Source organism: Lentilactobacillus sunkii DSM 19904, assembly GCF_001435575.1.
GTDB classification, from domain to species: Bacteria; Bacillota; Bacilli; order Lactobacillales; family Lactobacillaceae; genus Lentilactobacillus; species Lentilactobacillus sunkii.
Genome location: NZ_AZEA01000006.1, coordinates 39290 through 53564, shown reverse-complemented (window position 1 = coordinate 53564; position 14275 = coordinate 39290). Strand labels below are relative to the sequence as shown.

Sequence of the window (14275 nt, the reverse complement as noted above, 5' to 3'; positions counted from 1 at the left end):
CTGACCAACACATGTCTTATAAATATATCATATTAAATGGTACTAAACAACTAGACTTCGCCGAGATTATTAAAGTATTCGACTTTGATATCGTCATCGGTAATAATCAATTTGGTCACACTGCCGTTCTTGGTTGCAACACCCAAATCCAGCTTTGGCGCATAACGATCAACGATTGATCGAATTGTCATCCCATGGGACACAATCAGAATATCCTCGCCGTCATGAGTGTTTTGACGAATTTTTTCAAACCCATGATCGAGACGTTCCCAGAACATTGCGTTATTTTCAGCGTTGTTGTACAAATCCGCCCGGTGAATCAAGTCTCTGGCACGTTCCAACCCGAAGTTGGTCAAGACTTCCTTTTCAGTAGTCTCTTGAACCTGGGCACCAACGAACTGCCACATTTGGTTAAGGTCATTTCCTTCGAAATAACCGTGAAATTGTTCTCGTAATTCGGGATATTGGTAACTTACTATGTTCATGTTATGTGGGTTGGCCCGCAGGATCAACTTGCCAGTGTCGATTGCCCGACCTGAATCACTCGTAAATGAAGCGGCAAAGTCAATCTTGGCAAGTCGTTTACCAGCGCTCTTAGCATCTTGAATTCCTTTTTCAGTCAACGGAGAATCAATCCAGCCCTGAACCTTGTTGTACATGTTCAAGTATGTCTGACCATGTCGGACCAAGTAAGCAGTAACCTTTGTCAAAAAATCATCCCATTTCTCAAAAATTTGCTTTCACATACATCAAGTATAGCGGATAAGTGATTATTTGACATTAAAAGTCACTTTGAATTCAACAAAATTTCTAACGAGAACTGACTGGCTTTCATAGAATGCTTCTTGTTATACTTATCATAGGAACTGAACTTTACTTATAAAGCGAGGTATATATGGACACACTAACAAATTTTGTCCCTTGGCAGCAGGCCCTTTTCGCCACGCTATTCACGTGGGCAGTCACTGCTTTGGGTTCCGCATTGGTATTTGCCTTCAAAACAATCCGCAGTCACGCACTGGCGTTGATGTATGGGTTTGCAGCCGGCGTGATGATCGCGGCATCGTTTTGGTCATTGCTGGATCCTGCAATTAATTTAGCTGAAACTCAGGACCGCATTCCTTGGCTGGTAGTTGGCATTGGATTTGCAGCCGGTGGTTTCTTCTTATATTTAGCTGACAAAATTATTCCGGCAATTTATTTGAAACGGGCCCGAACAGAGGGTGGCTCTCGGGCAGCAGTTAAACGTGCCATTCTACTGGTCTTCTCCATCACACTGCACAACATCCCGGAAGGACTGGCAGTCGGAGTTGCCTTTGGGGCGATCGGGGCTGCCGCAGATGGTGAGCAGGCGGCGATGCTTCTTGCGGCCACCACGGTTGCCATCGGAATTGGGCTGCAGAATTTTCCTGAAGGAGCCGCGGTCTCGATTCCCCTGCGTCAAAACGGGATGAGTCGCTTTCGAGCATTTATGTATGGTCAGGCAAGTGGTGCCGTTGAGCCAATTGCGGGTGTCTTGGGCGCATTGCTGGTGGCGTCGGTCAACTCACTGTTGCCATATGCGTTGTCATTTGCGGCCGGTGCGATGATCTACGTTGCATGTAAGGAACTAATTCCGGAAGCCCATGCCAGAACCAAAGAAGAATCCCACTGGGCAATCTTTGGGATTATGGCCGGGTTCACGTTGATGATGGTGCTAGACGTAGCACTGGGGTAAAAATGATCATAACAAAAGCCTTGATGGAAGCTGGGTTTGCTTTCACCAAGGCTTATTTTGATTCATTCCATAAAGATATTGCACCAACCGCAACTGCTAAAATGATGAGCATGACAATCATTGGGAACAAAAAGTAATTCCCCGACATTGCCTGCTGAACAGCTGGAATTAAATTCACAATGATTAGCACACCAGCAAGTGTTAACACAATCGCCCTATTATGTAAGAACAAGTAGCCAATTCCGCCAACGACATTCATTCCACCGGTGAATATAAGCCAATAAATGGCTGCCATGCCTTTGGAAACTGGTAGTGGACCCATGGCGAAAATGCTGAAGAATATGACAACCCCACCAGCCAGTATCAGCAGTAGTCCAATCAATATTTTAGATAACTTCCTGTTCCTTGCATCCAATCTATTATCTCCCAAGCACATAATTTATTGTCTAAAAGCAAAAAGTTGAAACCCAATTCCGTTATATCGCTCATTGAGAATAAATCAAGCTTAAATGATTATTCAAAAAGGCTTCGTAATGAACTCTAAAACCAGCAAGTTCATCAACGAAGCCCTTCTTTTCAAAACATATTAATGATGCGGATACTGATGCCCAATCTCATACACCATCTCAGGCTCCTGACTGATCCGGGTATTCCGATTCAACCCATCGACCTGTTTCATTTCATCCGTGCTCAACTCAAAGTCATAAATGTCAGCGTTCTGCCTAATCCGTTCTGGATGGACTGACTTGGGAATAAATGCATCTCCACGTTGGAAATGCCATCTCAAAATGACTTGAGCAGCTGACTTACCATGTTCCTTAGCAATTTTAACAATTACTGGATCATCAAAAATTTTGCCTCGTCCAAGTGGTGCCCAGGCCTGGGTGACAATGTGATTTTCACGATCAAAATCAATCATCGCCTTCTGTGACAAGTATGGGTGAACTTCCAACTGGTTAACAACCGGCATTTCATTAGCTTTGGTTGCTAAATACTGCAGGTGAAGCATGCCATAGTTGCTGGTTGCAATTGACTTAACCAATCCTTGTTCTTTGAGAGCTTCAAATGCGCGCCAAGTTTCAAAGAAGTGGGTATGAATCGGCCAGTGAACCATCAACATATCAACATAGTCCAACTGTAATTTCTTCAATGATTCCTCAAATGAAGACATAACCTTGTCGTATCCTTGGTTGTCTTCGGCAATCTTAGTGGTAATAAAGACATCGTCACGAGGAACATCAAGATCTTTAATGGCTTTACCAACCGCTGCTTCATTACCGTACATCTGGGCGGTATCAAACAACCGATAACCGTCGGAGTATGCGGATTTAACCGACTTAATTAATTCATCTTCATCAGTCATCCGATAAACACCAAGACCTTCTTGGGGCATCTTATTGCCATCTGCCAATTCAATTCTGCTTCCAATATTCTCTTTACTCATGCAAATCCTCCGTGCTATTTCAATTTTTTAATGACTCTGGCAGGATTTCCGCCAATCAAAACGTTGTCGCCAAATGATTTGGTGACAACAGCGCCTGCTGCAATTATAACATTATCTCCTAAAGTAACACCGGGCACAATAATGGCACCGCCGCCGGCCCATAGGTTGTCACCGATCGTCACATCGGCTGGATACTCATACCCGGCTTTTCGATCGTCAACGTCGAGTGGATGGTTAACCGAGAAGATTTGAACATTCGGTCCCAATAAGGCATTGTCACCAATGGTAATCTTACCAACATCAATAAAAGTACAGCCATAGTTGGCAAAGAAATTCTCACCGACAGAAACCGTGTACCCATAATCACACTGAAACGGTGATTGGATGTCGACTTTTTCACCTGTGTGGTGGAACATCTGTTTAATGATCTCACTGCCTTGCTTTGGATCCTCTCTGGCAACCCGGTTGAATTTATCAACCAGCAGTCGGTTGGTGCGGCGATCTTCAGCCAGCTCCTCACTAATGTTCAGGTACTTCTCGCCAGCCAACATCTTCTCTTTTTCAGTAAGCATTATCAATTTCCTCCTATAATTTAAAACAGATATGTACAAAATGAGGTCGAGGCAAACGCAAATTTGTCTCAACCTCATTTCAATTTTCATTAAGTTCCATTATAAGTCTCTCGGAACTTTGTTATTGGAACTTTATAGTGAGTAATCTCTCGGGGTTACTCTTAGGGCAGGTGATTTTTATTCACACACACTACTATTACTTAGCCGAAACGTGTTCCCCAGGGCAATAACCTGCACCTAAGCCAACTTTTGGCAAAATCAAACTCGATTTTACCAAAAGTCAGCTTAGGCTCCGGTTATTAACCGCCCCGGCTCACACTCTGCTACTTGATATCGTTAAACTTCAAACCAAACATTGTTGCCAAGTCTTGGATTTGAGTTTCATTAGCAGCAAATGTCAATACGGTATGGTGTCCACCACCATCTTGGATCCATTGAGTGGCACCGTTCTTCAAGCCCATCTTTGGAGTCCACATTTGTTTTGCAACAGGAAGATGTGGAGTTGGCTTTGGAGCTTTGTGTCCTTCAACAGCATATCCGATCATACGGTATTCAGTACCGAAGTCTGAAATGGTGATGTCCATTGCATCGCCTTCACGACCAGTAAATACCAGACGTGCAGGATCAGCTTTACCACCGATATCCAATGGGTGAACTTCAACACGAGGCTTGTCACTGGCAATACCAGGGTCAACTTCGAGCATATGTGATCCAAGGATAGCTTCTTTACCCTTTTGTAATTCAAGAGTGTAGTCTTCCATGAATGCAGTAGCTTGATTATGAGTTAAGATCTTAACTAAGCGGTCAAGAGCAGCTGTCTTCCAGTCACCTTCGGCACCGAAACCATAACCTTCGTCCATGAGCAATTGTGCTGCAAGGCCAGGTAATTGTTCCAAACCATAAAGGTCTTCGAAGTTAGTAGTAAATGCTGAGTAGTTACCTTTGTCCAAGAAGTTCTTGATTCCGAAGTATTCACGGATTTGGTAACGAACTGAATGTTCGTACTTGTCTTTGTCATTGTCGCCTTGTACAAGTTCATACTTATCTTGTAATTCCTTGTACTTCTTGTCAATGTCACTTTCAGGAACAGCATTAACTGATTCTACCAAGTCGCCAAGTGCGTAGTAGTCAACAGTCCAGCCAAATTGGATTTGAGCTTCAACTTTGTCACCTTCAGTAACAGCAACGTTACGCATGTTGTCACCGAAACGAGCAACCTTGATCTTGAAGCTTTCGTCGTAAGCAACTGCAACATCTTCCCAATCAGCAATTTCGTCTTGGACTTCTGGATCTCCCCACCAGCCGTAAACGATCTTGTTGTGCTTTTGAAGACGAGCATTGATAAAGCCGTATTCACGGTCACCATGAGCACTTTGGTTAAGGTTCATGTAATCGAAATCAATGGTGTCATATGGAATGTGATCCAAGTATTGAGTTGCCAAGTGAAGTAATGGCTTTTGGAGTAACTTAGTACCACGGATCCAGTTCTTAGCTGGTGAGAATGTGTGCATCCAAGTAATCACACCGGCTACTTTATCATTGTAGTTAACATCTTTCATTAACTGAGTAATACTGTCAGCAGTTGTAGCTACCATCTTGAACACGATTGGGTAAGGTAGCTTCTTAGAAGCGTTTAACTTATCAACCATGTCTCGGGCATCTTTTTCAACGGACTTTAATTGTTCCTCTCCGTAAAGATGTTGACTACCAGTAACAAACCAAAATTCATAATCAGGTACTTGTAACATAGTTTTCTCTCCTCTTGATGATTTATTAATTTTAGACAGATTGTCTAAAAATGGTTAACTAATTTGTAGTTTCCGTTCCAGCGGCCTTGTGAAGATCAAGTTCGATCTCTTCAAGTGATTTACCACGGGTTTCAAGGAACTTGCTGTGGCATACCCAAATGGCAATTCCACAGATGACTGCGTAGAACAGGAAGGCATTATCCAATCCCCATGAGCTTAACATCATTGGGAATGTTAATGAAACAACCATGTCGGCCAACCAGTTGGTTGCTGAACAAAGTGATGTTCCCAACCCACGAATGTTCAATGGGAAGACTTCACCAATCAGAACCCAGGTAACTGGTGCCCAAGTTGTTGCATAAAAGGCAATGTAAACAGTCAGTGCAAGGGCACTAACAATAGCGGCAGTGTGTGATCCGTTATCGAACTTAAGAACGGTGTACATTACGATCAGTGAAAGACCCATTCCTGCAGCACCAAACTCAAGCATCTTTTTACGGTCAACTTTATCCATGAGCAACATAGCAACAACGGTAACAATAACGTTAACAACACCAATTCCGATATGGGCAAGCAATGCGGCGATAACTCCCCAACCAACATCAGTAAAGATTGTTGGTGCATAGAAGATAACACTGTTACTACCAATAACTTGTTGGAAAATCGCAACGCCAAGTCCGGTAATCAATGCTGGACGAACGCCTTTACCAAATAATTCTTTCCAGCCGCCAACAGGTTGCTTGGCAGTTTCTTCGATTTCGCCAAGGGCTGTATCAACAGCTTTGGTATCATGTTTGTTGGTATCCATCAAAACTTCACGTGCTTCATCAAGCTTACCAATCTTAACAAGGAATCGAGGGCTTTCTGGAAGGAAGAGCGCTCCGACGAAAAGAATGAAGGCAGGTAAAGCAGCGAATCCTAACATCCAACGCCAGCCAGTGTACATATGAGCAAATGTGTAGTTCAAAATGTAGGCTAACAAAATACCAATCATGATCATCAGCTGGAACATTGTGGCAACCGCACCATGCATGCTCTTTGGTGCAAGTTCATGCAGGTAGGCAGGAATCAATGCTGATGTAATACCAACACCAATACCTAAGACAACACGCGTTCCAACCAAAATCTCAAAGTTAGGCGCAAATCCTGATGTAATGGCTCCGATGAAGAAGATAACTGAAGCCCAGATCAATAATTTACGACGTCCGTACGTATCCAAAAACTTACTGGTTGCCAAGGCACCGATAATGGCACCAATTAAAACTGAACTAACAACCCAACCTTGTTCCCATGGTCCTAAGTGAAGCTGCTTTTCAATAAACAGAATCGCACCTGAAACTGACGCGATATCGTAACCGAAGAGCAAACCGCCTAAGGCTCCAAATGTATAGATAAAGCCATTGTTTGTGACCTTTTTCAAAACGAGCACCCCATTCGTAATTTATATTTCCAAAATGTATTGCAAAAACTCTGTGCGCACTGTAAACGGTTTCTGACATCGCTTACAAAAAGAGTATAAAATATTTATACGCATAAATCAAGATATATTTTATTTGTTAGCACAAAATTTTTAGGAAAATAAAACACGGATGGGATAATCCGCGGTGTGTCACCCCCTTTCATGGAAAGTGATCATACTAAATTATTTGTGTGACTTGAGTTAAATACTTTTTGTTGAGCCTCTGACAATCAATTCCGAATCCAAAATCTTTGACTCGCCATCCTTACCATCCAGCATATCCAATAACAACTGAGCAGCTGTATGACCCATTTTTCGCTTAGGGTGAATCATCGTGGTCAAAGTTGGATCAATATACTTCGAAATTTGATAGTCATCGAACCCGGCAACAGACACCTGATCAGGAACAGCAACTCCTTCTTTGCTTAACATCCCAATCACCTCAATGGCGAGTTGATCATTATAGCAAACGATGGCTGTCGGCAGATTGTTCATCTCGACTTTAACCCGATTTTTAATTTTTTCCAGGACATCGTTGATGTTATCGCTTGAACGATACATCATAATATCGCCAGAGGTTGAAACAGTCGGATGAGTTTGATACGACTTGATGAAACCGTTCATCCGGTGAACTCCCTGAAGGTCGTCTACTTGGAAAACACCAAGGACTCGTTCATGACCGTTATCCAGTAAGTAATCAACCAAAGCCTTTTCGGCATCAGTATCATTGGTCTCCACATATGGAAAGTTCAATTGTGGATAATGCGCATTAATGAATACAGCCGGCTTTCCCGAGTCGACAATCATCTGATAGACGTCCAGGTTGGGGTTGTCCAATGTACTTCTGGTTGGTTCAATGATGAAGCCAACGACATCATTGTCCAACATATTCAATAAGTTGTGACGTTCTTTCTCGTACTCATCATGGGTATTGCCAATTAATATGGAAAGTCCCTCATCAGAAATGACTTGGTCAATCCCACTAATGATGCTTGGGAAAATATAATTGGCAATATGGGTTGTAACAACCCCAACGTTCTGGTTGGAACGATCGGACGACACCTTATTGTTGATCCAGTCATTGACATACATCCCGCCGCCCTGAACCCGATAGATGTAACCTTCGTGTTCAAGATCACCAACTGCCCGTCGAATCGTGTACCGACTGACCTTGTACATCGCCATCAATTCAGACTCGGTAGGGATCTTATCGTTAATCTTGTATTTTCCGTTAATGATGTTTGATTTGATGCTTTTTTTGACCATGACATACTTTGTTTCCATGATACTATCCCCCCGCGTTCAAATTGCTGGTTCTACTCTGTTAACATTAACAAACCATAGGTGATGAATACGCAAACAAATGCCCATATAATGAAATGATGGTTGCGTTTAGTCTGATCCTTACGGGCAAATTCATACATTCCCATGAAAATAAAAACAATAATCAATAAATCTGTAAAGCCTGATAATCCGTACAATAAAGTTTTCATCGTATTCCCTCTCGCGTTTCGTTAAATCACTCTAGTAATAAAAATATCATACTTTGGTGAAAATTAATATAGAATTATACGGATAAATTAAAGAATTGGTATTGCATCACCGTACAAAAACATATTATAATACATATAAAAGCGGTTTCACAACCACAATTTATTTTCTAAGGAGATTTATCTATATGAATACAAAGAAAGAATTGTTCGATAAGTTAGACGGTCAAGATATTCAAAAGTTCACGATCACCAACGATCATGATGTTTCCGTTTCTGCAATCACCTTTGGTGCAACCCTGGAAGAATTCAACGTTCCGGGTCCTGATGGTAAGCCCACTAACATTTTAGTCAGCGTCCCAAGTAGTGAAGAATTGATGAAGAATCAATATTTCTGCCAAGCAATTGGACGAACTGCCGGCCGAATCACTAATGGAACTTTCAAGATCAAGGGCAAAGAGTATCACGTTGATTCAAACGAAGGCACAACCACTTTGCATGGTGGCCCTCACGGATTCAATACCCAGATTTGGGATGGCTCATTTGACGGTGACACAATCGTCTTTACCAAACACATCGATTCTTCCGAGGATTCATTCCCTGGCAACATTGACGTTAAGATTACATTCTCACTTAACAATGATAATGAATTAACTGCAACATACAGTGCCAAGAGTGACGCCGATACCCTGTTCAACCCAACTCAACATATGTACTTCAACTTGAGTGAAGGCGACAGCATCAATGGCCAGTCACTCCAAATCAATGCTGATCACTACTTGGAGCTCAACTCTGACAAGACTCCTTCAGGCAAAAAGGTCGCCGTTGATGACACACCATACGACTTCCGTGACAACCAGAACTTAAAAGTTGGAATTGACGACATGAAGGCTGAAGTTGGCCACAGTTACGATGAAGTCTTTGAAATTAATCAGCACAAAGATGATGAACCAGTTGCTAAATTATCAGACCCAGAAAGTGGCCGCAGCGTTTCAATCAGCTCAAACCGTAACGCTCTGGTTGTCTTCACACCTGATGATTTAACCGGGACTAATTACTTACGAGGCCAAGGCGGTCCTTACATGGCAATTGCTTTGGAAGCCCAGAACCTGCCGGATACACCTAACCATGAAGGCTTTGGTGATGTTACTTTGCCAGCTGGTGAAGAGAAGACTTATTCAATTAAGTACAAGGTGGAATTCTAATTCTTCAGTACCTTTGATAACGCAACGAGGATGTAAAGTCAAAAACTTTGCATCCTCGTTTTTTATTATTTGATTAAATAAAAAAGCTTGTGGAACAATTGACGGATCTGATATAATACATGAAGAGACCTTGCCAGATTCCGTCCGCGGACTGGCGCTTTTTTTTAGGAGATTATGATGAACCGATTAAGTAAAAGACCATTCAAATCACTTGATGATCAAATCAAAGTTTTAGAAACAAGAGGCCTTACAATTACTGACCCAGATTCCACGAAGGAACTACTGTTAAACAACAACTATTACAATGTTATCAATGGCTATAAAGATCCATTCTTGAAAAAAGATACTTTAGGGCAGGTCGTAAAACCTGAAGTCTTCATTACCAATGCACTTTTTGATGAACTCTTTTCCGTATATATAATGGATTCAAAATTACGAAGTATCTTGTTGGAATACTTGCTTTTGATTGAAGTGAAATTGAAATCTATTGTTGCATATGAATTTGCAAAATATCACAGTGAGCCATATGCATACTTAGATATACACTCCTATCGTGATGATAAAAAATCATTCAATCTAGTACTAAACAACCTAAACTCATTAAGTCGGCGCTTAAAAAACGGGTCTAGTTCCTGGAATGGATTAGATTACATAAAGCATTATGTGAAACAATATGATCATGTGCCCATATGGGTGCTAATTAACAGCATGACCTTTGGTGAAGTCCAGCACTTTTTTGATTCGTTAGAGGACAAGGTTAAACAATCGATAGCAAAAGATTTCAGTTTGCACTTTAAAAAGCGATGGTCTTCCACTCAAAAAATTGATATAACAGAACTAAAGGCTACTATTCAAGCTGCTAATTTTTTCAGAAATAAATGTGCCCATGATGAACGCCTTTATACGTTTAAGGTGAAATCTAGATTAAAACTTTCCCTATTCAATAAGTTTTTTATCAGCAACCCTATCTTCTCCAATACGGACAACAATAAAACTGATCTGTTCACAATGATCTCAATGATGGCACTGTTGTTAACCCCTGAACATTTCGAACAGATGATTTCATCTATTAAGTTGACATTCTCCGACTTAGAAAGAGCTTTAGTTAATGTAAAGCTTGAAGCGATACTCAATTTAATGGGTTTCCCAAATAATTGGGAGAGTTCATTACAAATTCAAAGCTAAGCAATTGATCAAAGAAAAGTGGTAGCCAATTTAAATTGGCTGCCGCTTTTCAGTTACAGATTTCTTTATTATATCCAATTACGTTTTTCAGCAATATTCAACGCTTCAATACGATTTGCAGCACCTAGCTTGCTAAGAATCGAAGAAATGTAATTCCGAACGGTTCCGTTGGAAAGAAACAAGGTACTTGCAATTTGTGCGGTGGACTTCCCTTTGTGTATTTCTTTGAGAATTTGGGTTTCCTTTGTGGTAAGTGGATTAGCAACATCCCCCAAAATTGAACTAACCAACTCAGGAGAATAAATCGTTTTGCCTTCAACAACATCACGAATTGACTGAACAAGTTCATCGCTTGGAATATCCTTAAGCAAGTATCCCTTAACGTTAGCTTTAACAGCAGTTTGGAAATACTGTTTGTTAGCAAAAGTGGTTAAAATAATCGTTTTTACATTCAATTGCTCTTCAGCGATTTGTTCCGCAACTTCGAGTCCTGTTTTTTTAGGCATCTCAATATCTAAAATAGCAACATCTGGCAATTCATATTTAATATGGCTATATGCATCTTCACCATTGGAATAAGTCCCAATTACTTCAAGATCATCTTCTAAATTCAGAAGCTGTGATAAGGCACTGCTTAATAAGCTTTGGTCTTCAGCTAAGATAATTCGAATTGTCATTTAACACTCTCCTTTGGCAAGGCGATGCGAATCGTCGTCCCTTTTGTGCTAGTTTGAATGTCAATTTTCCCGCCCGCAATACTTACTCGTTCCTTCATACCGGATATACCATGAGCATTCTTTCGAACCGTTCCAATTCCAATACCATTATCAGCTATCAGAGCAATGTAGGTATCTGATTCCTCTTTAAAAGATACTTGGACATTGCGTGCATGACTATAGTTAATAATGTTTGTTCCAGCCTCTCTTAAAACCTCTGCAATGGCAGTTTGAACTTTGGCAGGCCAGGTTTGAGCTGTTTCTTCACCTTCACTATCCATCATGATATTGGCGGGATCAAATGAATCCGTCAATTCAATCATCATCTCGGAAATCGATAATTGCCGCAATCCAGTTACAATCTCACGAACCACTTGAAGATTATTTCTTGATGCTTCAGCAATCTGATTCAATTCAGTCTTTACCTGCTCCGGCTTTTTCTCTAAGAGTTTTGAGGCCAATTCAGCTTTTATTGTAATAGTTGAAAATGATTGGCCAAGCGTATCATGTAAGTCTCTGGCAATTCGCTCACGTTCACCTCGCTTAATCAGATCAGCATAACGTGAATTCTGCATCCGCAATTCCTGAGTCCGCCGATACGAATTTGAAATGGATTTAGCCGCCAAAGGTGAGAACAGTTCAAACAGAACCATAATGAAATTGACAGATGATGAACCATTTAAGTCAAATACGTTAACCTGGTATAGATAGATAACAGATCCCACTGTTAAAAACACTGTTAAATAGTAGGCAATCAGGTATCGATAAAACAATCTTTGAGTGATCGGCAGTGAACCGATTTCCCAAGCTGTGAACAATAAGAGATATTGCCACTGGTTAGTAATTGTCAATATGATGGCAATCGCATATTGGCCATATATCCACACTGACAAATACTTTGTCACTAAAAAGCCATTTCGATAAAAAAGTAAAAATGTAAGCAGGAAAAGTGTTGCCACAATCTTTTTGATCGAATCAAACGGCCAAATCTCCATCGCCGGGAATGTAATCCAAAGTAACCAGAAGTATGGATAGACTCCGAAGCGCTTTGGAAATAAAATGTGTTCCTTTAAAAATTTCATTTACTTACTCGCATCTTTTGGATTTTCTGGGTACCGATTATCGCAAAAGCCCCAACTATCAACCAACTCAGTAAAATAATGATCGGCTTCATAGAAAATGACTGATTCTGTATCACATTATTAACAATAACAGAAGTTTGATAAGTTGGTAAGAGTTTACCAATATGTTGACCCCAAGCTGGGAGCATTTGTAACGGCCACCAAAGGCCACTCAAAATTGCTACAGGAAATACGATCAGATAAACAAGGAGATTTACTAAACTGCTTGATCCTGTATACGCCAGAAGGACACCAAACACTGTCAGTGGAATACTGGCGATCGTCACGATAACGAGCGCCCACAACAAACTGCTAATCGGCAGGGAAACCCCGACATAAAAATATCCAACCAGTTCGATTACCAACACTTCAAGTAATGTTAGAATCATCAGTGCCGTTCCGATAGAAGTATAGTACACGATTCGAGAGACTGGAGATACATCAATAAAGCGGAGATACTTTTCTTCCTGATCGGACAAAACATTATTTGCAACGGTTACAATCGAAGATAATAGCGTCGCATAGATTGCCATGTTGACCATATATGACTTGTCAAAAGAACTCGGCATTCCAGCATTCAACACTTTGGTGAACAAGACGTAGAAGGCAACCGGAATTCCAACATCAAATATGACAAATTTCGGATTACGCATAATCAAGCGTTTAATATCCATTTTTAATTGTGTAGTATATGATTTCATCAGTTTTGTCCTTCTTTCATAACTTCTCTAAATATCTGGTCTAAAGTATTCTGAGTAATTTTGATATGCTGAATTTCAGAAATGACTGGCACCAATTCCTGAATTAATTTATCAGGGTCATCAGTTGTGAATGTATAGTGGCCTTGGTTATCAGAATCCAGGCTGCCCGTATGAACATAAGCAATTATTTCTTTCTCCGGCTTCCGAGTGTCAAATTCAACAATCGACTTGGTAAACCGATTTTTCAGATTAGCCATCGTCCCATCAAACAAGATCTGATGATTTCTCAAAAATATAATGCGACTTGCAATATCTTCAATCTCTTCCAAATAATGGCTGGTGACAAAGATTGTTTTGCCCGCTTGTGAGAGTTGCCTTACCTGATTCCAAAACTCATACCGGCTTGTGGAGTCCATTCCCGCAGTGGGTTCATCCAAAAACAAAATATCGGGATCTCCGGCCATTGCGAGTGCAAAATTAAGCTTTCGTCTTTGACCACCTGACATTTTGAGAACCATCGTGCGCATATCCGGGCCTAATCCAGCCAATTCGTTAATCGTTGCGATGGGTAATGGATTGGCAAAGTGGCTTCGAACAAGTTCTACCATTTCAGTACCCCGAATTCGACTTAGTCCGTAGCTATCTTGAAACATAACCCCTACTTTGTCTTTAACAGACTTATCATCATTCTTCTTATCAAACAAACTAACGTGTCCACTTGAAGGAGAATCCAGTCCAAGGATAATGTTGATTAACGTGCTTTTACCAGCACCGTTTTCACCAATTAATCCAACAATTTCGCCTTTGTGAATCCCAAAGCTCACACCATCTAATACTAATTTCTGACCAAAATGTTTTGAAATATTATTTGCTTTAACAATTGTTGCCATGTTGTCCAACCTCTTTCCTATGTGTTC

15 protein-coding genes are annotated in these 14275 nt (G+C 40.9%); 3 read left to right on the top strand and 12 right to left on the bottom strand.

From position 1 onward, the window contains the following. Positions 1 to 50 precede the first annotated feature (50 nt). Entirely contained in the window at positions 51 to 710 is a 660-nt protein-coding gene (locus tag FD17_RS05645) for a histidine phosphatase family protein (protein WP_057824481.1), read from the bottom strand. Between the two features lie 185 nt (positions 711 to 895). On the opposite strand from FD17_RS05645, the gene FD17_RS05640 reads away from it, so the two are divergent. Then, positions 896 to 1717: a ZIP family metal transporter gene (locus tag FD17_RS05640; RefSeq protein WP_057824479.1), complete on the top strand. Its 822-nt coding sequence runs from the start codon at positions 896 to 898 to the stop codon at positions 1715 to 1717. 52 nt (positions 1718 to 1769) lie between these two features. On the opposite strand, the gene FD17_RS05635 is transcribed toward FD17_RS05640, so the two are convergent. The 7 genes from FD17_RS05635 to FD17_RS13330 all read right to left on the bottom strand — a co-directional run bounded on the left by FD17_RS05635 (position 1770) and on the right by FD17_RS13330 (position 8433). Further along, on the bottom strand, positions 1770 to 2132 hold the full coding sequence (locus FD17_RS05635) for a hypothetical protein (protein WP_235803178.1): 363 nt from the start codon (positions 2130 to 2132) through the stop codon (positions 1770 to 1772). A 171-nt stretch (positions 2133 to 2303) separates the two neighbouring features. Further along, positions 2304 to 3161: an aldo/keto reductase gene (locus FD17_RS05630; RefSeq protein ID WP_057824475.1), complete on the bottom strand. Its 858-nt coding sequence runs from the start codon at positions 3159 to 3161 to the stop codon at positions 2304 to 2306. A gap of 14 nt (positions 3162 to 3175) precedes the next feature. Then, positions 3176 to 3733, bottom strand: coding sequence for a sugar O-acetyltransferase (locus FD17_RS05625; protein WP_057824473.1), 558 nt, complete (start codon positions 3731 to 3733; stop codon positions 3176 to 3178). Between the two features lie 323 nt (positions 3734 to 4056). Further along, positions 4057 to 5481 carry an L-arabinose isomerase gene (gene araA / locus FD17_RS05620; RefSeq protein ID WP_057824471.1) on the bottom strand — a complete coding sequence of 475 codons (1425 nt, stop codon included), beginning with the start codon at positions 5479 to 5481 and terminating at the stop codon, positions 4057 to 4059. 58 nt (positions 5482 to 5539) lie between these two features. Further along, positions 5540 to 6901 carry a sugar porter family MFS transporter gene (locus FD17_RS05615; protein ID WP_057824469.1) on the bottom strand — a complete coding sequence of 454 codons (1362 nt, stop codon included), beginning with the start codon at positions 6899 to 6901 and terminating at the stop codon, positions 5540 to 5542. Positions 6902 to 7141: 240 nt separating this feature from the next. Further along, entirely contained in the window at positions 7142 to 8224 is a 1083-nt protein-coding gene (locus FD17_RS05610) for a GntR family transcriptional regulator (RefSeq protein WP_057824467.1), read from the bottom strand. Between the two features lie 32 nt (positions 8225 to 8256). Beyond that, positions 8257 to 8433 (bottom strand): hypothetical protein, encoded by a 177-nt coding sequence (locus tag FD17_RS13330; RefSeq protein WP_164479006.1) that lies wholly within the window; start codon positions 8431 to 8433, stop codon positions 8257 to 8259. Positions 8434 to 8618: 185 nt separating this feature from the next. Here FD17_RS13330 and FD17_RS05605 point away from each other — a divergent pair, with 185 nt between their 5' ends. Beyond that, entirely contained in the window at positions 8619 to 9635 is a 1017-nt protein-coding gene (locus FD17_RS05605) for an aldose epimerase family protein (protein ID WP_057824465.1), read from the top strand. A 174-nt stretch (positions 9636 to 9809) separates the two neighbouring features. Next, complete coding sequence (locus FD17_RS05600) at positions 9810 to 10820, top strand: Abi family protein (protein WP_082617143.1); 1011 nt, start codon at positions 9810 to 9812, stop codon at positions 10818 to 10820. A 68-nt stretch (positions 10821 to 10888) separates the two neighbouring features. Here FD17_RS05600 and FD17_RS05595 read toward each other — a convergent pair whose 3' ends face one another. Genes FD17_RS05595 through FD17_RS05580 form a run of 4 tightly spaced genes read right to left on the bottom strand, consistent with a single transcriptional unit; the run spans position 10889 to position 14248 of the window. Further along, entirely contained in the window at positions 10889 to 11497 is a 609-nt protein-coding gene (locus FD17_RS05595; RefSeq protein WP_057824461.1) for a response regulator transcription factor, read from the bottom strand. Further along, positions 11494 to 12618, bottom strand: a complete 1125-nt coding sequence (locus FD17_RS05590; RefSeq protein ID WP_057824459.1) for a sensor histidine kinase — start codon at positions 12616 to 12618, stop codon at positions 11494 to 11496. Before FD17_RS05590 ends, FD17_RS05595 begins: the two co-directional genes overlap by 4 nt. Then, positions 12615 to 13358, bottom strand: coding sequence for an ABC transporter permease (locus tag FD17_RS05585; RefSeq protein WP_057824452.1), 744 nt, complete (start codon positions 13356 to 13358; stop codon positions 12615 to 12617). The genes FD17_RS05590 and FD17_RS05585 overlap by 4 nt, the downstream gene beginning before the upstream one ends. Next, positions 13358 to 14248: an ABC transporter ATP-binding protein gene (locus FD17_RS05580; protein WP_057824450.1), complete on the bottom strand. Its 891-nt coding sequence runs from the start codon at positions 14246 to 14248 to the stop codon at positions 13358 to 13360. The genes FD17_RS05585 and FD17_RS05580 overlap by 1 nt, the downstream gene beginning before the upstream one ends. Positions 14249 to 14275 lie beyond the last annotated feature (27 nt).

Coding starts and splice junctions, on each gene's coding strand:
- FD17_RS05625 (WP_057824473.1), bottom strand. CDS start 3,733: ATGCTTACTGAAAAAGAGAAGATGTTGGCTGGCGAGAAGTACCTGAAC.
- araA (WP_057824471.1), bottom strand. CDS start 5,481: ATGTTACAAGTACCTGATTATGAATTTTGGTTTGTTACTGGTAGTCAA.
- FD17_RS05600 (WP_082617143.1), top strand. CDS start 9,810: ATGATGAACCGATTAAGTAAAAGACCATTCAAATCACTTGATGATCAA.
- FD17_RS05590 (WP_057824459.1), bottom strand. CDS start 12,618: ATGAAATTTTTAAAGGAACACATTTTATTTCCAAAGCGCTTCGGAGTC.
- FD17_RS05630 (WP_057824475.1), bottom strand. CDS start 3,161: ATGAGTAAAGAGAATATTGGAAGCAGAATTGAATTGGCAGATGGCAAT.
- FD17_RS05610 (WP_057824467.1), bottom strand. CDS start 8,224: ATGGAAACAAAGTATGTCATGGTCAAAAAAAGCATCAAATCAAACATC.
- FD17_RS05585 (WP_057824452.1), bottom strand. CDS start 13,358: ATGAAATCATATACTACACAATTAAAAATGGATATTAAACGCTTGATT.
- FD17_RS13330 (WP_164479006.1), bottom strand. CDS start 8,433: ATGAAAACTTTATTGTACGGATTATCAGGCTTTACAGATTTATTGATT.
- FD17_RS05605 (WP_057824465.1), top strand. CDS start 8,619: ATGAATACAAAGAAAGAATTGTTCGATAAGTTAGACGGTCAAGATATT.
- FD17_RS05595 (WP_057824461.1), bottom strand. CDS start 11,497: ATGACAATTCGAATTATCTTAGCTGAAGACCAAAGCTTATTAAGCAGT.
- FD17_RS05640 (WP_057824479.1), top strand. CDS start 896: ATGGACACACTAACAAATTTTGTCCCTTGGCAGCAGGCCCTTTTCGCC.
- FD17_RS05580 (WP_057824450.1), bottom strand. CDS start 14,248: ATGGCAACAATTGTTAAAGCAAATAATATTTCAAAACATTTTGGTCAG.